This window comes from Umezawaea sp. (assembly GCF_036375055.1).
Taxonomy (GTDB): domain Bacteria; phylum Actinomycetota; class Actinomycetes; order Mycobacteriales; family Pseudonocardiaceae; genus Umezawaea.
Map to the genome: position 1 here is coordinate 64993 of NZ_DASUSQ010000027.1, position 20872 is coordinate 85864.

A 20872-nucleotide genomic window follows, 5' to 3' on the forward strand; every position below is an offset into this window, starting at 1 on the left:
CCAGACGGTGTTGGTGCCCGGCCGCCGCGCGGCCACGATCAACGGCATGAACGAACGGACGACCGCGTTGATCACCGGCGCGAACAAGGGGATCGGGTACGAGATCGCGGCCGGGCTCGGCGCGCTGGGCTGGAGCGTCGGGATCGGGGCGAGGGACGAGCGGCGGCGCGAGGACGCCGTGGCGGCGCTGCGGGCGGCGGGCGTCGACGCGTTCGGCGTGCCGCTGGACGTCACCGACGACGCGAGCGTGCGGGCCGCCGCCGTGCTGCTGGAGGAGCGGGCCGGGCGGCTGGACGTGCTGGTCAACAACGCGGGTGTCGCCGGGGCGTGGCCGGACACGCCCTCGACCGCCACCCCGGACGACGTCCGGGCGGTGCTGGAGACCAACGTCGTCGGCGTCATCCGGGTCACCAACGCGATGCTGCCGCTGCTGCGCCGCTCCGAACACCCGAGGATCGTCAACCAGTCCAGCCACGTCGGCTCCCTGACCCTCCAGTCCACCCCCGGTGTCGACTTCGGCGGCGTCAGCGCGGCCTACTCGCCGTCGAAGACCTACCTCACCGCGCTCACCGTCCAGTACGCCAAGGAGTTGGCCGGCACCGCCGTCAAGGTCAACGGCGCCTGCCCCGGCTACGTGGCGACCGACCTCAACGGCTTCCGGGGGACGAGCACGCCCGCGGACGGCGCCAGGGTCGCGATCCGGCTCGCCACGCTGCCGGACGACGGCCCGACCGGAGGGCTGTTCGACGCCGACGGCGCCGTGCCCTGGTGACGGGCCGCCGCTCGGTCGGGACCAGCGCAATCGATTCCCAATCGATCCGATTCGATGCCAGTGGGGTGGTACTACCGGGGGCGGGTTCCGGGACGCGATCGCGAACCGGATGCCGACGCGTTTTCGATCGCCTTGCCACCGCTGGACAATCCGCCGCGACGACCGGTGGGCGTCGGAGCGGCCGACCGAGGGCGGTTCGCGAATTCCTTTCAGCCGAGGTGCGGATCGGGGCTTCGGAATCGTCGCGAAATGCGGAGTGCTGCCATGCTCGACAGGTGGACGAGGTGGGGCGATGACATGACCGGCTCGGTCGAGGACGGCGAGAAGGCCCGGCAGCAGGACCTGGTCGACCGGGAGTCGGCCGTGTCGGCCGCTGCCCTGTGCCACGGCCGAACCACGCACCGGCCCGAGGGGGACGAACGGGAGCGCTGGCTCCACCGGTGCGAGACGCGCAACGACGAGCGCGAGCGGGGACTGGACTCCCGCGCGGCCGAACTGGGGAGGCGCCAGGCCGAGCAGGACCAGGTCGCCCACCTGCTCGACCAGCAGGAACGCCAGGTGCGTCGGCGCGAACGGGAAGCCGACCAGCGCGAGATCGACGCCCAGACCTGGTGGCCCGGCAGCGGGTGGTGACCGACCGCCGGGACCCGGTGCGCCCGTCCTCCCGGCGACGGCCGAGCGGGTGCGGCGTTCGGCCAGCGTGACTGCTCCGTTCGGCTGAACCTGGCCCGGAGGCCGGCGCGCTTTCCCCGCGACCGCCGATTACCCCAGCAGAGGCTCCTCACGGCTCGGCGACGACGCGGGGGAAGCCGATACCACTCGACCGGGGAGGGCCGAAGACATGCCCAGTCCATTCGTGGGTGAACAGTTCACCTTTCGCAATCCGGACGGATCGGAATTCCAGGTCCGCGGCTGGGGGAACCAGTTCAGCGCCGTTTTCGAGACCACCGACGGCTACACGGTCGTCCCGGATCCCGACAGCGGTTTCTACCACTTCGCCGCGCTCGACACCGACAGCGGTGACCTCGTCCCGAGCGGCGAGACGGTGGCCGCCGACGCGCGGGCGCTCGCCCTGCCGCCGCACCTGCGCGCCGCCCGCTCCGCCGTGACCGCCCGCGCGCGGACCGTCCGCGAGGAACTGGGCGGCGAGCCCCGCTGGCAGGTCCGGCGACGGGCCAGGCTCGCCCAGCGCGGCGCGGCCGACGGTCCGGCCGGTGCCCCGCCGCCCGCGGCGACCGTCGGCGACTACACGGGGCTGGTGCTCCTCGTGGAGTTCCCGGACGTGCCCGCGACGATCACGAGGAACGACGTCGACAACTTCTGCAACCAGGTCGGCTTCACCGGTTTCGGCAACAACGGGTCCGCCTACGACTACTTCCTCGCGGTGTCCGACGGCAAGCTCCGGTACCGCAACCGGGTGGCGGCCTACCACCGCGCGGAGCACCCCCGCGCGCACTACACGGACCGGGCCATCCCGTACGGCACCCGCGCGCAGGAGCTGATCAAGGAGGCGCTCGACCACCTCAAGGCGAGCGGGTTCGACTTCTCGGTCCTCAGCAGCGACAGCGGCGGCTTCGTCCACGCGCTGAGCCTGTTCTACGCGGGGGACCGGGTGAACAACTGGTCCGAAGGCCTCTGGCCGCACTCGTGGGCGCTGGCGACGCCGTACGCGGCCTCGGCGACCAGGACGTTCTCCGACTACCAGATCACCGACCTCGGGACCAGGCTGACGCTGCGGACGTTCTGCCACGAGAACGGCCACATGGTCTGCGACTTCCCCGACCTCTACGACTACGACAGCGTCCTCGTCGGCAACGGCGTCGGCCACTACTGCCTCATGTGCTTCGGGGGATCGGACACCAACCCGGTGCAGGTCGACGCCTACCTGAAGAACGCGGCCGGGTGGACGTCGAGGCTCACCACCCTGACCCCCGGCACGACCACGTCGATCGCCGCGGGCAGCAACGACTTCCTCGTCCACCGGAGGTCGGCCACCGAGTACTTCATCATGGAGAACCGGCGGCAGGCGGGCCGCGACACGGCGGTGCCGGACGCGGGGCTGGCCATCTGGCACGTCGACGAGACGGGCGACAACAGCAACGAGCAGATGACCCCGGCCCTGCACTACGAGCTCTCGCTGGAGCAGGCCGACAACCGCTTCGACCTGGAGCACCGGGCCAACGCGGGCGACAGCGAGGACCTGCACGGCGGACCCGCGGCCCCGGCGTTCGGCAGCGCGACCGCGCCGAACAGCAACTGGTGGGACGGCAGCGCGTCGGGGCTGGAGATCGAGGAGATCTCCGCGCCCGGCGCCACCATGACCGTGCGGACGAAGGCGACGGGACCGCAGTGGTACGGCGACCTCGCCGTCGACATGGTCTTCGCCAGCCACCACTCGGGCAACGCGTGGGCCGCGCTCGCCGGCCTCGGCTGGCGCCAGGTGCGGGCCGGGAACCCCGACGGCGTCACGAACATGTTGGCGGTCCTCACCGAAGCGCGCGCCAACGGCAAGAAGGTCTCGATCACAGCCGACGCCACGTCGGTCTACGACGCGTATCTCCTCTGAGCGGGAAGGTGACCCTCCGATGTGGACGACCATCAACCAGATCTTCGCCAGCCACCACTCGCAGAACGCCTGGGCGCACCTGGCGAGCACCTCGGCCTGGCACAAGATCCTGCCCAACGCCACCGACGGGACGACCAACGTCCACCTGGTGCTGACCGCCGCGAAGGCGAACGACAAGCAGGCGTTCGTCGTCCTGGACGGCGGCGACAACATCACCCAGGCCTACCTCTGACCGGCGGGAGACTCCCATGGGAACCAGCGTGACCATCCACATCTCGGGCAGCGCAGACGAGTCGCCGCCCGCCGGGGCGGCCGCGGGCGGTGAGGCACCGCGCCCGCTGCCGCTGGACGTCCTGGGACGGCCGGGCCCCGCGGGCGCGCCGTCCGGGGACGGCCCGAGCCCGCTGCCGGTCGACGCGCTCGCGCTCCCGGACGCGTCGGCCCCCGAACCGCGCCCCCTGGCGGAGCTGCCGGAACCCCCCGGCGCCGGACCGGGTTCAGGGACCTGACGTCGGGCGCCTGCCCGTCCGGGAGGCCACCAGGTCCTCCAGCAGCGCCAGCGCGGCGGTCTGGTCGGGCAGCGCGGCGATGTCGTCGCGCACCCGCCGCGCCGCCCGCCGGTAGGCCGGGTCGGTGAGCACGGTCGCGACCGCGTCCCGGATCTCCGCCGACGTCGCGTGCTCGGCGTGCAGCGACACGCCGACACCGAGCGCCGCGCACCGGTCGGCGTTGTGCGGCTGGTCGGCGCCCATCGGGATCAGCACGGACGGCACGCCGTGGGCCAGCGAGCCCAGGACGGTGCCGGAACCGCCGTGCGACACGACGACGGAGCAGCGGGGCAGCACCGTGTCCTGCGGGAGGTACGACTCGATCCGCACGTGCGGCGGCTGCGGGCCGAACTCCGCCGGGTCGATCTGCCCGCCCACGGTCACCACGACGTGGGCGGGCAGTTCCCGCAGCCCGTCCAGCACCCGCGTGAACAGGTCGCCGGACTCCATGTTGAAGATCGTGCCCAGGGTGAAGTACACCGTCGGCACGTCCTCCGGCACGGCGATCGGCGCGGGCGGAGGGCCGTCGACCGCCGCCCGGAAGGAGAACGCCGTGGGCGGCAGCGGGAACGCCGGGTCGCGGAACGACGGCGGGAACGGCGACAGCACCAGGTCGCGGCTCAGCATCGTCATGGTCGGATCGGCGGGCAGCCCGTGGGCGGCCCGCAGCCCCTCCAGGGGCTCGGCCACGACGTCCGGCCGCAGGAACGACCCGGACGCGATGACCAGCACCGGCACGTGCGGGATCCCCGCCCGCTCGGCCGCGACCATGGCCCCGAAGTCCATCTCGTCGCACACCACCACGTCCGGCCGCCACCGCCCGATCAGCTCCAGCACCGCGTCCGCCCGCTCCGGGGCGGTCCTGCGCGCGAACCCCTCCCGCACGTCCCGCTCCTCGCGCTCCCGGTCCAGCGGCAGCAGCGGTCGCCGTTCGGCGGCGGCCACCCGGCTCGGCCCGGACGCGAACGCCGTGAACCCCTCCCGCTCGACCAGCGGCAGCAACGCCGCCGCACCCGTGCACGCCACCGCGTGACCCGCCGCCGCCGCGGCCCGCGCCAGCGGCACCATCGGCTGGAAGTGCCCGCCGCCCCCGACGAAGCTGAACAGGACCCTCATCGCCCCCACCCCCCGCGTCCGCCCGACGTCCCCGCCGGGGTCACCCCTCGAACGATTCCACGAACGCCACCTCGCGTCCCCGGTTCGCCTCGTCGACGAACGCCCGCAGCGTCGCGCTGGCGGCGAGACGCTCGGAGATGTCCCCGACGACGACCAGCCGCAGCCGGTAGGTGGCGAACTTCCCGACGACCGCGCCCGCGACCCGCGTGCTCAACGTCCAGAACCCCTCGTCCAGCCGTTCCACCGGAACCACCACCGTGTGCGCGGACACCGACCACGCCTCGCCGATCACGTCGGCGGCGTCCTGCTCGACCCGCAGCCGCGGGCCGTCCGGTGACAGCCTCAGCACCCCGGTCATCGCAGGAACTCCAGCACCGCTCCGGCCTGCCCCAGCAGCAGGTGCCCGGCACCGTCGACGACCCGGACGTCGGCGTGCGGCACCAGCGCAGCCACCCGGCGGACGGTCCCGGCGGAGTCGATCATCGCATCCCGGTCGCCGACGACCACCAGCACGGGCATCGTCAACCGCTCCAGCACCGCGTCCGGGAACACCGGGATCTCCCTGCGGGGCCGGAACTCCCCGAAGGTGGCGCCGATCGACGTCGCCACCGGGCCGAGGTCGGCGCCGGTCACGATCCGCACGACCCGCCGCCGCCCCCACGCGCCCAGCGCGAGGAACGGCAGGGCGCGGGGGACCCAGCCGAACGTTCGCCGCCCGAAGCCGCCCGGCGCGAGCAGGACCAGCCGCGAGACCCGTTCGGGTCGCCTGCTCGCGTACTCCGTCGCGAGCCAGCCGCCCAGCGACATCCCCAGCAGGGCGGTCGGGTCCAGGCCCAGCCCGTCGACGACGTCGTCCAGCCACTCCACGTGCGCGGACGAGCCCAGCTCGGGCCGGACCGGAGCGCTCAGCCCCGGTTCGCCGATCACGTCGACCGCGTGCACCCGCAGGTGCGGGGCCCAGACGGCGATGTCGGCCATCCACGTCGTCGCGTTCCCGCCGGAGCCGTGCAGCGCCACCACGGGCGGCCCGTCGACGGGCCCGCTGACCAGCACGAACGTCTCGCCCGCACGGGTGTCCAGCCGCAGGCGCGTCGCGGGCACCGGCCACTCGTCCAGCGCGGTCCGGTACCGCTCGCGCACGGCCTCACCACCCGCGGCCGTGCGGTAGATCTCGCTCATCCGTCCTCCCCCGTGATCATTCCGATGCCCTTCAGCAGCTCGCTCGTCGTGTCGGCGCTCCCCAGCACGATGATCTTCAGGTTCGACCGCTCCGGATCGTGCATCGTCTCGACGCGCAGCGGCCCGTCACCGTCCCGAGGTCCGTTGACCAGCGCCATGAGCAGCGTGATGATCCGATCGGCGTCGCGGGCGGAGATCCCGTCCACGCGCACGACGCTGGACACCTCCACGTGCCGGGACGCGGGCGGCGACGCCGAGGGCGCCTGCCCCACCAGTTCGTCGAGGTCCTCCCGCGCGATCCGGTACTGCTTGCCGATCCGGACGGCCTTCAGCCGCCCGTCCCGCACGTAGTTGCGGACCGTGCGGACGTGCAGGCCGAGCTTCTCGGCGACCTGCTCGACGGAGTAGAGCTCTGCGGACATGTTCCGCAAACTACCCTATCTGATTTCAGTGAGTGGAAGATAGGGAATAATGGGCGCTCGACGACGTGATCCTGGATCGCCGGCTACGGTGGGAGGGTGGTGACCCCGTCCGCACACCCCGCCGTGATCCGCCGACTCGACCTGTCCGACCCCGACACCCTGCGCGGCCTGTGGGAGTTGCAGCGCGCCGCGTACGCCGTGGAGGCGGAGCTGATCGGGTTCGACGCGATCCCGCCGCTGCACGAGTCGCCGGACGACCTGCGCTCGTGCGGCGAGTCGTTCCTCGGCACCGAGGGCCTGACCGGCGCGGTGTCGTGGGTCAGGCTCGACGACGGCACGCTCGACATCTGCCGGCTGGTGGTGCACCCGAGGGCGCACCGGACCGGCGTCGCGAGCGCGCTGCTCGACGAGCTGGACCGGCTGGAACCCGCCGCCCGGACCGTGGTCGCCACCGGCACGGCGAACCTGCCCGCCGTGGCCCTGTACCGCCGCCGGGGGTTCGCCCCGACCGGCCTCCGCGACCTCGCCCCCGGCGTGACGATGACCCTCTTCTCCCGCTAGGAGGTTCCCGTGCGCGTGCCGTTCGTGTCCCCGCCCTCGCCGGGCCACCTGTTCCCGCTGGTCCCGATCACCTCCGGGCGGCGTCGGGCTCCAGCCCGCCGGGCTCGGCGGGACGCCGTCCAGGGGCGGGCCCGGACGACGTGACCGTGCGCGTGATCGCGGTATCTTGGGGGCCGTGACCACGGCAGGAGGACGATGGCCCGGCTGACCAGGGCGGAGACGCAGGAGCGCAACCGCGCCAGGGTGTTGGCCGCCGCCAGGGCCGAGTTCGCCGAACGCGGTTTCCGGGACGCCAAGGTCGACGGCATCGCCGACCGCGCCGACCTCACCCGCGGCGCCGTCTACTCCAACTTCCCCGGCAAGCGGTCCCTGTACTTCGCCGTGCTGGCCGACGCCGCCGCCCGCGCCCCCGAGCCGTCGACCGAACCCGGCCGCACGGTCCGCGAGGCGCTCGGCCTGCTCGCCCGCACGTGGGTCGCCGGGCTGCCGATGGCGACCGACCCCGCCCACGGTGCCGCCCGCCTCGGCGTGGACCTGGTCCCGGAGGTCATGGCCGACGAGGTCACGCGCCTCCCGTACGCCCAGCTGCTGATGCTGGACGCCATCGTGCTCGGCCTCGCGCTGGAACGGCTGGACCCGACCGCCGGACGGCTGGTCCGGGTCGCCGAGGCCGCGCTGACCGCGCTGCACGGCGCGACCGCGCTGGCCGCCGCCGCGCCCGGCTTCGGCGAGATCTTCAACGTCGTCCGCGCCTGCGAGCAGCTCGCGGACCTCGACCTGGACGACCGGTGGTTCGACCCGCACCTCGCCGCCGCCGCGCACGTCGTGGACGAGCCGTGGGAGCCGGTGCCCGCGACCGACCTGCTCACCGGCGAGCCCGCGCCGCTCGACGGCGTGGTGCTGGTGCTGGGCACGCACCGGGTCGCCGCGGTCGAGGCCGCCCTGCGCGCGGGCGCCGCCGTCACCGCCGTGGTGGTCACCGGGCAGCCCGACGAGCTGGCGCCGCTGGTCCGGCTCACCGTCACCGAACTCCGCAACCACCTGCGCGGGGCGTTCCCGCGCTCGGCGTGGCCGCGGCTGCGGGTCGTCGTCGACGACCGCGGGTTCCTCGCCGCCGCGGCGGGCGTGCCCTCGGTCGGCGACACCACCGAGTCCGCCGTCCGGGTGGAAGCGGGCCGGATCGTGGCCCGTGCCACCGGTTTCGGCGCGGGCGACGCCGTCGCGACCCCCGCGGGGGCCGACCGGTCGCCCTAGGGTTCCCCCATGGACCTCGACACCCTGTTGACCCGCGCCCGCCTCCTGCCCGTCTCCGTGGTCAGCGACGCCGACAAGAGCCTCCCGACGATGGACCACGGCATCCGCCGGGTCTCGGGGACGGGCACCGTCGCCGGCCGCGCGGTGACCGTCCACTCCGACGGCGACCTGCTCTCGGTCCTGGAGGGCCTGGAGTTCGCGCAGGCCGGTGACGTGCTCGTCGTCGACGCGTCCACGACCCCGGTGGTCGCCGTCGCCGGGGGCCTGTTCGCCACCGAGGCCCACCGCAGGGGCCTGTCCGCCATCGTGGTCGACGGACTGGTCCGCGACCTCGACACCCTGAAGGCCCTGGGGTTCACCGTCTACGCGCGCGGAAGCTGCCCGCGGTCCGGCACCGCGCTCGTGCCGCCGCGCACGCAGGTGCCGATCCGCTGCGGCGGCGTGAACATCCGCCCCGGCGCGCTCGTGCTCGGCGACGACGACGGGGTGCTGGTGACGTCCGTCGAGCGCCTCACCGCCGCCGTGGCCACCGCCGAGGCGATCAACGCGAGCGAGGAGGCCGTGCTCGCGATGCTGGCCGACGGCGGCAGCCTGTTCTCGGCGATGAACTTCCGCACCCACCGCGAGAACGTCCTCAACGGGACCCCGAGCAGGCTCGGGTTCATCGTCTGACGGTCAGGGGTGGGTGAACGGCGTGGTGGTCGCGAGGTCGACGAACCCCAGCCTCCGCAGGATCGGCAGGCTGTCGGCGGTGGCGTCGACCTGGAGGTAGCGGAACCCGCGTGCCGCCGCCCGCGCCGCCCGGAACGCCACGAGCGCCCGGAACACGCCCCGCCCGCGCCACCCCGGCAGCGTGCCGCCGCCCCACAGGCTCGCGAACTCGGTGCCGAGGTGGAACTCCACCCGCGCGGCGGACACCGGCGTGCCCCCGGCCACCGCGACCACGGCCGCGAGCGTGCTCGGGTCGCGGTCCAGCCCGGCCAGCACGAGGTCCCCGACGGCCGCGTGGTCGCCGCCGAACACCTCGTCGTGCACGGCCACCAGCGCGTCGACCCCGGCCCGGTCGACGACCGGCACCAGCTCCACGCCCTCCGGCGGCGCCACGTCCAGGCGCAGGTCCGCGATCTCGGCGACCAGCAGGGTCTCCGGCGGCTCCGGGGTGAACCCGGCGGCGGCGAGTCGGTCGGGCAGGTCGGCGGGGGAGTCGTAGGAGTAGTGCTTCCACTCCCAGGGCGTGCCCGCGAACCGCCGCACCTGGGCGGCGATCACGGCGTCGGCTCGGGAGGCGTCCACGGAGGACCACTCCACGCCGGTCCAGCCGGGGCTGATCGTGCGGATGACGTCGGGGTCGCGCTCGACCTCGCCGTCGGTCGTCGGGTGCCTGCGGACCTGGTGGTCGAACGCGGCCAGCACCGCCTGCTTGTCCATCGCGGCAGCCGACCACGACCGGCGGCGCGGGGGCAACCGGGTTTCAGCCCGCGAGGACCTCGCGGGCCAGCGCGAGCAGCGCCGGGATCGCCGGGTGGCGCGGCGGGTCGGTCCACACCAGGTGGACCGGCACGGGCGGCGCGTCGGTGAGCGGGACGTAGGTGACGCCGGGGTAGGCGTGGATGCCCGCCACGGCGGTCGTCGTGACGCCGACGCCGCGGCCCGCCGCGATGGCGGCCAGCCAGTCGTCGGTGTTGGCCACGACCAGCGTCCGGCTCGGCCGCGCCGCCGCGGGCCACAGCGCCATCGTCGTGGTGCCGGTCGGCGGGTTCAGGGTGACCACCTGGTCGACGAGGTCGGCCAGCTCCAGCGTCGAGCGCTCCGCCAGGTCGCCGCCGGTGGGCACGGCCGCCAGCCGGGGCTCGGTCGTCAGCGGCGCTCCGGGCCCGTCGGTCCGCCCGCGCACCACCGCCACGTCGGTCTTGCCCGCCGCCAGGCCCGAGGTCGGGTCGGTGATCCGCAGCAGCTCCAGCGGGGTGTCCGGGTGGGTCTCCCGCCAGCGCCGCAGCAACGTCGTCGTGCGGTCGCCGAGCGCGGCCCACGCGTGCCCGAGGCGCAGCGGCCACGTGCCGACGCGGGCCGGGTCCAGCGCGTCGTCCACGGCGGCGACGGCGGCCGCCGCCCTGGTCCGGAACGCGTGCCCGGCCTCGGTGAGGCGCAGGTGGTGGGTCGAGCGGTCGACCAGCCGCACACCGAGGTGCTCTTCCAGCTGCCGGAGCGTGCGGGACAGCGCGGGCTGCCCCACGTGCAGCACGGCGGCGGCGCGGGTGATGTTCGCTTCCTCGGCGATGGCCAGGAAGCAGCGCAGGTGACGCAGCTCAACGGTCATGTCCGGCAAGCATAACCGCTGGAGGACAGGCATTTCACAGGCGTTCCCTGCGTTCGTAGCGTGGCGTGCGTGACCACCACCGCGCCCCGTGCGACCGTCCCCGTCGGCCTGGTCCTCGGCGGTGTCGTCTCCCAGCAGTTCGGCGCCGCCGTGGCCGCGCTCGTGTTCCCGCTCGCCGGGCCCCTCGGGGTCGTGACGCTGAGGCTGACGATCTCCGCGGCGGTCATGGTCGCCGTGTGCAGGCCCCGGCTGCGCGGGCACCGCCCGGCCGACTGGGCCGTCATCGGGGCGTTCGGCGTGGCGCTGGCCGCGATGAACATGATGTTCTACCAGGCCGTCGCCCGCATCCCGCTGGGCGCGGCGGTCACCCTGGAGGTGCTGGGTCCGCTGGCCCTGTCGGTCGTCGCGGCCCGGCGCGCGTCGAGCTGGCTGTGGGCCGCCCTCGCCCTGGCGGGCGTCGCGCTGCTCGGGCGCGGCGGGCTCGGCGGGCTGGACCTCGTGGGCGCCGGTTTCGCGCTGGGCGCGGGCGCGATGTGGGCGGTCTACATCCTGTGCTCGGCCCGCACGGGCAGCCGGTTCCCCAAGGCCGACGGCCTCGCGCTGGCCATGGCCGTCAGCGCCGTGATCAGCCTGCCGTTCGGGGCGAGCACCGCGCTGCTGCACCCCGTGGCGCTCGGGCTCGGCGCGGCCGTGGCCCTGCTGTCGTCGGCACTGCCCTACAGCCTGGAGCTGCTGTCCCTGCGGACGCTGCGCCAGTCGACGTTCGCGGTCCTCATGAGCCTCTCACCGGCCGTCGCCGCGGTGGCGGGCCACCTCGTCCTCGGCCAGCGCCTCGGCCCGCTGGACGTCGCCGCCGTCGCCCTGGTCGTCGTCGCCGGGGTGGGCGCGGTGCGGAGCGCGGGGGGACCCGTGGTTTGACACGGGGATCGCGGGCTCGCTCTAATGGTGGCGCGGTGCGCGTGGTCCCGACCGAAGAGCTGTGGGCGGGTCGGAGACCGGGCGACACCCCTTCACCCACGGGACCACGCCATGAGCCTCCCGCGTCCGACGTAACCGCTCCACGCACCCCGAGTGACCGCACCTCGGCGCGTGCGTCCGGTTCCGTCCCCAGCTGCACCGCACCCGTTCCTGGAGCACAACCGTGTCCTTCACCCGTTCCGTCATCGACGAGTTCCGCGCCAACGGCGGCGAGGTCGCCTCCTTCCCCGACGGCGACCTCCTCCTGCTCACCACCACCGGCGCGCGGTCCGGACCCGACCGCACCGTTCCGCTCGGCTTCGTCCGCGACGGCGACCACCTGCTGGTCGTCGGCTCCGCGGACGGGGCGGACCACCACCCCGACTGGTTCCACGACGTCCTCGCCGACCCCGCCGTGCGGGTCGAGCTGGGCACCGAGTCGTTCACCGCCGTCGCGACGCCCGCGGAGGGCGCGCGGCGGGACGAGCTGTTCGCGCTGGTCGTCCGGGCCGCGCCCGGCTACGCCGACCACCAGCGCCGGACCACCCGGACCCCGCCCGTCGTGGTGCTCACGCGCACGGCGCGGGTCACCACGCTGGCGGACAAGCTCGTGGAGGTCCACACCTGGCTGCGCGAGCAGGTGCGGCAGATCCGGGCCGAGTCCGGACCGCCCGGCGCGCTCGGGCTGGAGCTGCGGCAGCACTGCCTGACCTTCTGCGAGGCGCTGACGTTCCACCACACGAGCGAGGACGAGCACGTCTTCCCCGGCGTCGAGGTCCACCACCCGCACCTGGCGGGCGCGCTGCACCGGCTCCGCGAGGAGCACCGGGTCGTGGCGCGGATCAAGGGCGACCTGCTCGCGCTGCTGGCCGCCTCCGACGCCGACGGCTTCCGGGCCGAGCTGGACCGGCTCGCGGAGGAGCTGGAGGCGCACCTCGACCGCGAGGAGGGGTGGCTGCTGCCCGTGCTCGGCGACGTGCCCTGGCCACCGAGGTGACCGGCGTCGTGGGTGGGCCGTCCGCCCACCCACGACGGGTCAGCGGCCGGACTGGTCGGGCAGCTCGATGGGGGAGAACCCCTTGGCGCTCGCGTTGGCGACCGAGCCGAACGCCTGCATGAGCGCGCGGTAGGTCGACCGGCGGTCGGGCCAGTACAGCGCGCTCTCCAACGGGCCCGCCGCCGTGCCGTCGCCGTAGTCGGGACCGCACCAGAACGACGGACCGCCCATCGCCTGGACGGCGTGGACGACCCAGCCGGTGGCACCGGCACGGTACGGTTCGCCGCCGTGCTGCGATGCCTCCACCTGCCTCGTCGGGTCAGGAGTGTGCCGTGTGGACGGTCGGGCCGGAGGACTGCTCATGACGTCAACATCGCACATCACCCACCGCTGTCGACATCGCGGCGCAGCGTCACCTTCGACGCCGGGGGAGCCCGGAGCGAACAGGTGCCCGGAACGGCCCTCCGCGCCGGCATGATCACGGGGAAAATTCCGACGTCCCGTACCCGCGGGCTTCGAGGAAAGGGGTCCTTGTTGTCTCCCGAGGAGATCGTCGCCGGCCAACTGGCCGCCTACAACGCCCGCGACCTCGACCGGTTCCTCGGCTTCTACGTCGACGACGTTCCGGTGGCGACCTTCCCGGCCGGGGAGGTGCTGGCCGACCGCTCCGGCGCCGCGTTCCGCGAGCGGTACCGGGAGCTGTTCGACTCCTACCCCGACCTGCACGCCAAGCTCGTGACGCGGGTGGTGCACGGCCGGATCGTGATCGACCACGAGCTGGTCACGGGGGTGGGCGCGGGCGAGTCCAGGGCCACCGTGGCCATGTACGAGGTGGGCCGGGAGAAGATCGAGCGCGTCTGGTTCGTCGTCTGACCACCAATGTGACCCACATCACGCAACGATCCGGCCCGGCCGGCCCTGAGCGGGTGTGACGAGCACCAGGAGCACCACCACGGGGGTGGCGGCGTCGCGCCCCGGCGAGCCGCCGCCGTCCGACGCGACGCTGTGGCGGCTGATCGGCGACGACGACCACGCGGCCTTCACCGCCCTGTTCGAACGGCACGCCGAGCGCGTGTGGAACTACGCCTACCGGCTCACCGCGTCGTGGTCGACGGCGGAGGACCTGCTGTCCGCGACCTTCCTCGCCGCGTGGCGCAAGCGCGGCGACGGCGTCCTGGTCCGCGAGTCGGCCCTGCCGTGGCTCTGCACCGTGGCGGCCAACCTCGCCCGCACCGAGTGGCGGGCCGGTCGGCGCAGGCGGCGGGTCCTGGCCCGGCTCACCTCCGCCGCGGACACCACCGTGACCGACCACGCCGAGGACCTGGCGGCCCGGTCGGAGGCCAGGGACCGGCTGCGCCTGGTGGTCGCGGCCGTCGAACGCCTGCCCCGCTCCGAACGCGAGGTCGCCCAGCTCTGCCTGCTGGGCGAGATGCCCGTCGCGGACGCCGCCGCACTCCTCGGCATCGCCGAGGCGAGCGTGCGCTCCCGCGTGTCCCGCGCCCGCACGAAGCTCCGCGACCTGACCACGAGGACCCACGATGAGTGACCCCCTGGACTTCCCGCCGCCCCGCCCGCTGCCCGAGACCGTCCGAGACCGGGCCCGCCGCCGCCTGTCCGAGGGCATGGCCGACCCCCACCGCCCGACGCGGCGCGCACCCGTGGTGATCGCCGCGGCGGTCGTGCTGCTCGCGGGCGCGGGTGCCGTCGTCACCAGGGACGCCGCGGGCGGCGGGGCGGCGGCCACGGCTCCCGCCACCTCCTCGCCGGTGCCCGCGCCGCCGCCGGACCTGCACGACCAGCTCCACGCGCGCGACGGCTGGGCCCCGCCCGACGTGGTCGACCGCTGCGCGGCCGTCGCCGGGGACCTGCCGCCGAAGGAGGGGTGGACGCCCCTGGTGACGAGCGTGGTCCACGGGACCACGCTGTCGGCGTTCAGCACCGGACCGGACGGCGTGTTCTTCTGCGAGACCACCCCGGCGTCGGTCTCGGTGTCCCGGCCCGCCGCACCGGACACCGGGGGAGCGCCCGCGAGCATCCGGTTCCTCTCCTCGCGCGGGTCCGTGGCGGGCTTCGTGCGACCGGGGGTCGAGCAGCTCCGCCTGCACGCGCCCGGCGCCACCACCGCCGCGTTCCCGGTCGTCACCGGCGACGTCTTCCTGACCCCCGAGGGGTTCCGCGGCGTCGAGGACGGCGTGGTGTTCACCGTCGGCCGCGACCAGGAGTTCCCGGCACGGGACCTGCCGCGCCCGAGCGAGCCCACCGTCGACCGACCGAGGCCGGGCGGCGACCGCGCGAGCGAGGCGGGTCGGCGACTGGGCGCGTGCCTGGACGCGGGCCCGGACGGTGCTCCGGACCCGGCCAACTGGACGCCGGGCGCGCACGCGGGGGTCGGTGCGCACGGCGGGTTCCAGCTCGGCCGGTACGGCGACCTGCTCGGCGCGTGCGCCACCCGCGAGGACGGATCACCGTTCTTCGACGTCATCGACCTGGCGGACCTGACGGGGACGAACGCCACCGACCTGAACCTGGTCGGCAGGTCCGTCTGGGCCGCCGTGCGGCTCCACGACTTCCGGTCCACGCCGACCGGGGGCACGGTGGCCGACGCCTTCACCTACGCCGGTCTCGTCCTCGACGACCGGGTCGCGACGATCACGCTGACCCGCGCGGGGTTCCCGGACGCGGTGGCCGTGGTGGAGAACGGCACGTTCGTGCTCGGGGGGCCCGCGACGACGGGATCGCCGAGCGACTTCGACGGGGCCGCGGTGGTCGTCCGCGACGCGGCGGGAGCCGTGGTGGAGGAGCTTCCGGTCGGCCGCTGACCGGGCGCGCGCACGTGCCGCGTCGGGGCCCCACCACCGCCGACGGGTTCGAGGGGCGGGGCCTCGACCACCCTCGATCCGCGACCCGGCCGACCTCGCCGCCCCGGTGGCCGTCCGGGTCGCCGCGCGGCTCGGCACCGGTCGCGCACGGCCGGACGGCCCTGGAGCTCGCCGCCGCCGCACGGCGCCCGTGCGGCGACGTCGTGGTATCCACCGGCCCGCTCGCGGCTCTAGTGGGGGAGGGCACTGTGGAGGTGGCCACCATGGAAGCGACAGGCGCTCCCTTCATCGAAGTCGCCGACGGAGGTCGGCTGGAACTACCCCGCGGCATGGTGCTCGTCGGCCGGGCCGACGACGCGGACCTGCGGCTCCCGTCCCCGGAGGTCAGCGCGCGGCACGCGTGGATCCGCCGGGACGGCCGCGGCACCTGGATCACCGACGCGAACTCCACCAACGGGACGTGGCTCAACGGCAGCAGGCTGGCCGAGGGCCGCGAACGGGAGCTGCGCCACTGCGACCGGGTCGAGTTCGGGTCGGTCGGGGTGGTCTACCGGGATCCGGCGCGCGGCGACACCCACCACCCGCGCACGCGGGTCAGCAGGCGTCCGGCACCGGGCACGTCCTACGGCGACGTCACCGCCGGGACGTTCAACCACGCGGGCCGCGACGTCAACAACTCCTACGACCAGAGCCGGCACAACCGGTTCGAGTTCACCACCCCCGAGGGCCAGGCGCTGGAGGAACTGGCCACCGGTCGCGGCGCGGGCCGTGCCGTGATGCTGCTGGGCCTGGTGATGATCCTGGCGGGCTTCGGCATCTGGGCGGCCGTCATCCTCCGGTTCATCGCGTCGATCTCCAGCACGGTCTCCGCCCCGTCGGCGGACTTCACCCCGCCCGAACTCCTGGGCCCGCCCGTCCTCGACGGCGTGCCGCTCGGGGTGGTGGGCTTCGGGCTGTTCGTCCTCGGCATGGTCGTCAACGGCATCGGCCTGGTGGTGTCCAGGTCCGCACGAGCACGGAGGGAGAGGAGGCCCCGATGAGCGGTGGGGTGCACTTCCACGGCAACGTCACGGCGGGCACGATGAACACCGCCGCCCAGGGCGACATCAACAACAACCACGGCCACCACCAGCACGTCACCGGGGGTGTCGACCCCCGGCGGGTGGCGGCCCTGGTGCGCGCGCTCCGCGACGAGCTGGACGCCGCCCCGCTGGACCGGCGGACGAGGGACGCGGCGCACGACGCGCTCGACGAGGTGGACCGCGACGTCGCGAGCGGCGAGCCGCGCGGGCTCGCCGACCGGGTCCGCTCGGTCCGCGACGTCATCACCGGCGCGGGCGGCGTCGTCACGGCGGGCGGCACCCTCTGGTCGGCGCTGGAGGCGCTCGCCGCGGCCGTCGGGCTCGGGCTGTAACCACCCGTCTGGGAAGACCTTCCGATGGCCTCCCCGGACGGACCGGCCGACACTGGGGGCGCACCGTCGCCGGACCTCCGGGAGTTGGCCATGACCAGTGGGAACACGCACCGAATCCGCGGCTACGCCCCTGCCGCCCAGGCCTGGACGACCGGTCTCGCCGATCCCGACCACGCGGTCCCCGACCTGGCGGGCACCCTCACGGCCGATCCGGCCGCGCTGGACCGCGCCTCCCGCGACCTGGGGCGGCTCGTGACCCGCCGCCCCGGCGCGGTCCTGCACCCCGCGTCCGTCGCCGACGTCGAGGCGATGGTCGCGTTCTGCGCGGCCCGCGGCATCGCGGTGAGCGCGCGCGGCGAGGCGCACACCACCGACGGCCAGGGCCTCACCGACGGCCTGGTCATCACCACGGGCCCGCTGAACCGCCTCGTCGGCCTCGACCTGGACGCGGGCGTGGTCGACGTCGAGGCGGGCGCGCAGTGGATCGACCTCGTGCGCGCGCTGGCCACGCAGGGGCTGCGGGTGGCGTGCGCGCTGACCGGCTACCTGCGGCTGACGCTCGGCGGGACGCTCAGCGTGGGCGGGATCGGCGCGGACTACGGGCGCGGCTGCCAGGTCGGCGGGGTCCGCGGGCTGGAGGTCGTCACCCCCGCGCACGGGCGGCTGTGGTGCTCGGAGACCGAGCACCCCGACCTGTTCGACGCCGCGCTGGCCGGGCTGGGCCAGGTCGGGGTGATCACCCGCTTCCGGATCGCCGTCGAACCGGCGCCCGCGACCGCGCGCGTGTTCCAGCTCGACTACCCCGACGCCGAGGGGTTCTTCCGCGACGCCGGGCTGGTGCTCGACCGCGACGAGTTCGACGAGGTGTTCTGCATGGTGCACCCGGCCGCCGTCGCGGGCGGGGCGCCGGTCTACCAGCTCAACGCCACCAGGTTCACCGCGCCGGGCGAGGCCGCCGTCGAGGACGCGGTGCTGCTGCGGGGCCTCGCCGTCGCGCCGACGTCGGCGATGACGACGTCCTACCTGGAGCAGGCCGAGGCCGCCACGCACATGATCGACGGCGTGCGGGCGCGGGAGGACTGGGACGACAGGGCGAAACCGTGGTTCGACGTGTTCCTGCCGGACGAGGCGGTGCGCGCGTTCGTCGAACCGGTGGTCGGGGCACTGTCGCGGGAGGAGTTCGACGGCCCGCCCACCAGCTTCGTGCTCCTGCACCCCCAGCGCACGGCGACCGTCACCCGGCCGCTGCTGCGGGTGCCCGAGAGCGACTCGGGGTGGTTCTGGCTGTTCGACGTCCTCACCGTGTGGCCGGGCGACGCCGACTTCGCGGCCAGGATGCGCGAGCGCAACCGCGCGCTGGAGGCGGCGGCCGAACCGGTGGGCGGCCTGCTCTACCAGATCGGCACCTCGGACCGGTCCCCGGAGAAGTGGGCGCGGCACTACGGGCCGCAGTGGGAGCGGGTGGTGGCCGCCAAGGACCGCTACGACCCCCGCCGGATCATGACGCGCGGCGCGGGCGTCCACCCGGTGCCGGTCGAGGACGCGGACCGGGCCCGTTCTGCTCGTTGACCCACCGGGCCAGCTCCACCCGCTTGGTGATCCCCAGCCTGCTGTAGATCGCCTCCAGGTGGGAGTTGACGGTGTGGGGGGAGATCGTCAGCCGGGCGGCGATGTCCTTGCTGGTCAAACCGGTGGCCGCGTGCAGTGCGACGTTCCACTGGGCCGGGGTGAGCAGGGCGCGGGCCGCGGGACCGGCGGGCGCGTCACCGCGGGGCTCGTCCAGGGCCAGCGCGAGGGCGTGCTCGTAGGACTCGGTGGCCAGCCCGGCGGCGAACGCCGCGTCGAAGTCCTGCTCGGACAGCACCGCGCGGACCAGGTCGATCGCCACCCGCCGCTGGTGGTGGAACGGGCCGAGCCCGGCGATGTCCAGGCCGGTGATCCGCTGGAGCCGGGTGGCCGCGCCCAGCAGCGTGGCCGCCCTGGTCGCCACGGCGGGCAGGTCGCCCCCGGACTCGGCGCACAGCGTCGAGTGCGCGGACAGCCACGCCTGGACCTCGACGCCCCACATCGTGCCCCAGCGCTCGTCCATCGCCCGCTGCTCGCGGACGCAGGCCCGGACGTGCTCCTGCGCCTCGGCGCACCGGCCGAACCGCAGGCAGGCGATGGCGTAGGCCATCTGCGACCAGGCGATCATCCACGGGGCGCCGAGGCCGCGGGTGTGGTGCAGGTGGCCGGTCACCTCGGCGAACGTCGTCCGCTCGTCGTCGCCCATGAGCGCGTGCCCCAGCGCCAGCAGCAGTTCTGCCATGAGCGCGTCGCCGTGGGCGCCCGCGTCGGCGAACAGGTCGCGGGACCTCCGCAGCACGGGCAGCGCCTCCGGTTCGGCCCGCGCCAGCATCATGTACGCGCCCTTGGCCATCTCCAGCGCGGGCAGCACGGGGGTGCCGGGCAGCCGCGCGTGGGTCCGGACCGCGTCGTGGAGCCCGCGGCCCGCGGCCTCCGCGTCGCCCTGGCACAGCAGCAGCCAGGTCGCCATGGACATCGCGGACACCCGCATCGGCGTCGGGGTGTCCGGCGCGGCGTGCAGCATCTCGTCCAGCAGCGCCGAGGCCTCGTAGAGCAGCCCGAAGAAGTACGGCGTCCGCAGGCGCAGGAAGTCCACCGCGATGGCCAGCCCGATCTCCGACTCGGGGTCGGTGCGGGCGGTCCACGCGGCGGCGGCGCGCACGTTGTCCAGCTCCAGCCGCACCTCCCGCAGCACGTCCAGCTCGCGGGGACCGCTCCAGGTCGCCGTCGCGGTGGCGAACATCGCGACCACCCAGTCGCGGTGCCTGCGGCGCAGCACCGGCTCCTCGCCCGAGGCGACCAGGTGGCCGTGGGCGTACTGCTGGAGCGGTTCGAGCAGCTCGTAGCGCGACAGGTCCGCGCTGGTGCGCACGATCGACTTGTCGACCAGCGCGGCGAGCAGGTCGGCGACGTCGTAGCGGTCGATCTCCTCGCAGGAGCACACCTCCTCGGCCGCGTGCAGCGTCCAGCCGCGGGCGAACACCGACAGCCGCGCCCACAGCGTCCGCTCCGCGGGCGTGCACAGGTCGTGGCTCCAGTCCATGACCTGCCGGAGGGACTGGTGGCTGAGCTGCACGGTCCTGCCGTTGCCGGTGAGCACCCGGAACATCTCGTCCAGGCGGGCGGTGATGACCTCGACGGGCATGTGCCGCAGGCGCCCGGCGGCCAGCTCGATGGCCAGGGGCAGACCCGCGCAGCGCTGGAGCAGGGTGACCACGTGCGGCCAGTTCGCGTCGGTGATCGTCCACCGCGGCGCGCTGTCGGCGGCGCGGTCGAGCAGCAGCGCGACCGCCTCGTGGTGGAGCTGCACCGGCAGGTGCGCCGAGGGCGGCACGGTCAGCGGCGGCACCAGCACCAGTGCTTCCCCCGGCACGCCGAGCATCTCGCGGCTCGTGGTCATGATCCGCAGGTGCGGCGTCTTCTGGAGCAGGGTCGCGGCCAGCAGGGCGACGGCGTCGCGCATGTGCTCGGCGTTGTCGACGATCACGAGCATGTCGTCGCCCTGCCGCAGGTGCTCCAGCACCTGGTCGACGGGCTCGGACTGCGACAGGTCGCGGATCCCGAACGCCTGGGCCAGCTCGCGGTAGAGCACGACGTCGTGCTGCTCGACCGGGACGTCCCGCAGCGCCGCCAGCTCCACCACGTACACCCCGCGCGGGTAGGCGGCGCGCACCCGGTCGCCCACGGCGTAGGCCAGGCGCGTCTTGCCCGTGCCACCGGGACCGGTCAGCGTCACCAGCCGCCGGTGGCCGAGGCGTTCCCGGACCTCGGCGATCAGGGACCGGCGGCCGATGAACCGGGACAGCGCGGGCCCGCCCGGCGGGAGGTTCCCCGCCGAGGTGGCCCTGCGCGCTCCGCTACCCGCCATTTTCGTACCGTAATTC

General features: G+C 74.5%; 25 protein-coding genes. 17 read left to right on the plus strand and 8 right to left on the minus strand.

Annotation, left to right across the window (positions count from 1 at the left end):
* The first annotated feature begins 46 nt into the window (after positions 1 to 46).
* The 5 genes from VFZ92_RS09040 to VFZ92_RS09060 all read left to right on the plus strand — a co-directional run bounded on the left by VFZ92_RS09040 (position 47) and on the right by VFZ92_RS09060 (position 3847).
* Complete coding sequence (locus tag VFZ92_RS09040; protein WP_330875369.1) at positions 47 to 772, plus strand: SDR family oxidoreductase; 726 nt, start codon at positions 47 to 49, stop codon at positions 770 to 772.
* A 264-nt stretch (positions 773 to 1036) separates the two neighbouring features.
* Positions 1037 to 1405, plus strand: coding sequence for a hypothetical protein (locus VFZ92_RS09045; protein WP_330875370.1), 369 nt, complete (start codon positions 1037 to 1039; stop codon positions 1403 to 1405).
* A gap of 223 nt (positions 1406 to 1628) precedes the next feature.
* Positions 1629 to 3338 (plus strand): M6 family metalloprotease domain-containing protein, encoded by a 1710-nt coding sequence (locus VFZ92_RS09050; protein WP_330875371.1) that lies wholly within the window; start codon positions 1629 to 1631, stop codon positions 3336 to 3338.
* Between the two features lie 19 nt (positions 3339 to 3357).
* Positions 3358 to 3570 carry a hypothetical protein gene (locus VFZ92_RS09055; protein WP_330875372.1) on the plus strand — a complete coding sequence of 71 codons (213 nt, stop codon included), beginning with the start codon at positions 3358 to 3360 and terminating at the stop codon, positions 3568 to 3570.
* Positions 3571 to 3586: 16 nt separating this feature from the next.
* Positions 3587 to 3847 (plus strand): hypothetical protein, encoded by a 261-nt coding sequence (locus VFZ92_RS09060; protein WP_330875373.1) that lies wholly within the window; start codon positions 3587 to 3589, stop codon positions 3845 to 3847.
* On the opposite strand, the gene VFZ92_RS09065 is transcribed toward VFZ92_RS09060, so the two are convergent.
* Genes VFZ92_RS09065 through VFZ92_RS09080 form a run of 4 tightly spaced genes read right to left on the minus strand, consistent with a single transcriptional unit; the run spans position 3836 to position 6603 of the window.
* Complete coding sequence (locus VFZ92_RS09065) at positions 3836 to 5002, minus strand: glycosyltransferase (RefSeq protein WP_330875374.1); 1167 nt, start codon at positions 5000 to 5002, stop codon at positions 3836 to 3838. The genes VFZ92_RS09060 and VFZ92_RS09065 overlap by 12 nt on opposite strands.
* Before the next feature lie 40 nt (positions 5003 to 5042).
* Positions 5043 to 5360 carry a DUF4180 domain-containing protein gene (locus VFZ92_RS09070; protein WP_330875375.1) on the minus strand — a complete coding sequence of 106 codons (318 nt, stop codon included), beginning with the start codon at positions 5358 to 5360 and terminating at the stop codon, positions 5043 to 5045.
* Entirely contained in the window at positions 5357 to 6181 is an 825-nt protein-coding gene (locus VFZ92_RS09075; protein ID WP_330875376.1) for an alpha/beta fold hydrolase, read from the minus strand. Before VFZ92_RS09075 ends, VFZ92_RS09070 begins: the two co-directional genes overlap by 4 nt.
* Positions 6178 to 6603, minus strand: coding sequence for a helix-turn-helix domain-containing protein (locus VFZ92_RS09080; protein ID WP_330875377.1), 426 nt, complete (start codon positions 6601 to 6603; stop codon positions 6178 to 6180). The genes VFZ92_RS09075 and VFZ92_RS09080 overlap by 4 nt, the downstream gene beginning before the upstream one ends.
* Positions 6604 to 6699: 96 nt before the next feature.
* On the opposite strand from VFZ92_RS09080, the gene VFZ92_RS09085 reads away from it, so the two are divergent.
* From VFZ92_RS09085 to VFZ92_RS09100, 4 genes are read left to right on the plus strand one after another with little or no spacing between them, the layout of a single operon-like run.
* The gene (locus VFZ92_RS09085; protein ID WP_330875378.1) at positions 6700 to 7164 is read left to right on the plus strand and encodes a GNAT family N-acetyltransferase; all 465 of its coding nucleotides are present in this window, start codon (positions 6700 to 6702) and stop codon (positions 7162 to 7164) included.
* A gap of 9 nt (positions 7165 to 7173) precedes the next feature.
* Entirely contained in the window at positions 7174 to 7308 is a 135-nt protein-coding gene (locus VFZ92_RS09090) for a hypothetical protein (protein WP_330875379.1), read from the plus strand.
* Positions 7309 to 7359: 51 nt separating this feature from the next.
* Positions 7360 to 8418, plus strand: a complete 1059-nt coding sequence (locus tag VFZ92_RS09095) for a TetR family transcriptional regulator (protein ID WP_330875380.1) — start codon at positions 7360 to 7362, stop codon at positions 8416 to 8418.
* A gap of 9 nt (positions 8419 to 8427) precedes the next feature.
* Positions 8428 to 9090, plus strand: coding sequence for an RraA family protein (locus tag VFZ92_RS09100; RefSeq protein ID WP_330875381.1), 663 nt, complete (start codon positions 8428 to 8430; stop codon positions 9088 to 9090).
* A gap of 3 nt (positions 9091 to 9093) precedes the next feature.
* On the opposite strand, the gene VFZ92_RS09105 is transcribed toward VFZ92_RS09100, so the two are convergent.
* Together VFZ92_RS09105 and VFZ92_RS09110 are read right to left on the minus strand one after the other, a co-directional pair.
* Positions 9094 to 9846: a GNAT family N-acetyltransferase gene (locus tag VFZ92_RS09105; RefSeq protein ID WP_330875382.1), complete on the minus strand. Its 753-nt coding sequence runs from the start codon at positions 9844 to 9846 to the stop codon at positions 9094 to 9096.
* A 43-nt stretch (positions 9847 to 9889) separates the two neighbouring features.
* Positions 9890 to 10735: a LysR family transcriptional regulator gene (locus tag VFZ92_RS09110; protein WP_330875383.1), complete on the minus strand. Its 846-nt coding sequence runs from the start codon at positions 10733 to 10735 to the stop codon at positions 9890 to 9892.
* Positions 10736 to 10804: 69 nt separating this feature from the next.
* Here VFZ92_RS09110 and VFZ92_RS09115 point away from each other — a divergent pair, with 69 nt between their 5' ends.
* Together VFZ92_RS09115 and VFZ92_RS09120 are read left to right on the plus strand one after the other, a co-directional pair.
* The gene (locus tag VFZ92_RS09115; protein WP_330875384.1) at positions 10805 to 11653 is read left to right on the plus strand and encodes an EamA family transporter; all 849 of its coding nucleotides are present in this window, start codon (positions 10805 to 10807) and stop codon (positions 11651 to 11653) included.
* A 223-nt stretch (positions 11654 to 11876) separates the two neighbouring features.
* Positions 11877 to 12689, plus strand: a complete 813-nt coding sequence (locus VFZ92_RS09120; RefSeq protein ID WP_330875385.1) for a nitroreductase/quinone reductase family protein — start codon at positions 11877 to 11879, stop codon at positions 12687 to 12689.
* A gap of 39 nt (positions 12690 to 12728) precedes the next feature.
* Here the strand turns inward: VFZ92_RS09120 and VFZ92_RS09125 are convergent, their stop codons facing one another.
* Positions 12729 to 12995 (minus strand): hypothetical protein, encoded by a 267-nt coding sequence (locus VFZ92_RS09125; RefSeq protein WP_330875386.1) that lies wholly within the window; start codon positions 12993 to 12995, stop codon positions 12729 to 12731.
* A gap of 225 nt (positions 12996 to 13220) precedes the next feature.
* On the opposite strand from VFZ92_RS09125, the gene VFZ92_RS09130 reads away from it, so the two are divergent.
* The 6 genes from VFZ92_RS09130 to VFZ92_RS09155 all read left to right on the plus strand — a co-directional run bounded on the left by VFZ92_RS09130 (position 13221) and on the right by VFZ92_RS09155 (position 18491).
* Complete coding sequence (locus VFZ92_RS09130) at positions 13221 to 13562, plus strand: nuclear transport factor 2 family protein (protein WP_330875387.1); 342 nt, start codon at positions 13221 to 13223, stop codon at positions 13560 to 13562.
* A 55-nt stretch (positions 13563 to 13617) separates the two neighbouring features.
* Positions 13618 to 14235 (plus strand): sigma-70 family RNA polymerase sigma factor, encoded by a 618-nt coding sequence (locus VFZ92_RS09135; RefSeq protein ID WP_330875388.1) that lies wholly within the window; start codon positions 13618 to 13620, stop codon positions 14233 to 14235.
* Positions 14228 to 15508, plus strand: a complete 1281-nt coding sequence (locus VFZ92_RS09140) for a hypothetical protein (RefSeq protein ID WP_330875389.1) — start codon at positions 14228 to 14230, stop codon at positions 15506 to 15508. Before VFZ92_RS09135 ends, VFZ92_RS09140 begins: the two co-directional genes overlap by 8 nt.
* Positions 15509 to 15771: 263 nt before the next feature.
* Entirely contained in the window at positions 15772 to 16548 is a 777-nt protein-coding gene (locus tag VFZ92_RS09145) for an FHA domain-containing protein (RefSeq protein WP_330875390.1), read from the plus strand.
* Positions 16545 to 16922 carry a hypothetical protein gene (locus VFZ92_RS09150; RefSeq protein WP_330875391.1) on the plus strand — a complete coding sequence of 126 codons (378 nt, stop codon included), beginning with the start codon at positions 16545 to 16547 and terminating at the stop codon, positions 16920 to 16922. Before VFZ92_RS09145 ends, VFZ92_RS09150 begins: the two co-directional genes overlap by 4 nt.
* A 90-nt stretch (positions 16923 to 17012) precedes the next feature.
* A complete protein-coding gene (locus tag VFZ92_RS09155) occupies positions 17013 to 18491 on the plus strand; it encodes an FAD-binding protein (protein ID WP_330875392.1) in 1479 nt (492 codons plus the stop codon).
* On the opposite strand, the gene VFZ92_RS09160 is transcribed toward VFZ92_RS09155, so the two are convergent.
* Positions 18421 to 20856, minus strand: coding sequence for a helix-turn-helix transcriptional regulator (locus tag VFZ92_RS09160; RefSeq protein ID WP_330875393.1), 2436 nt, complete (start codon positions 20854 to 20856; stop codon positions 18421 to 18423). The two genes, VFZ92_RS09155 and VFZ92_RS09160, sit on opposite strands and share 71 nt — an antisense overlap.
* Positions 20857 to 20872 lie beyond the last annotated feature (16 nt).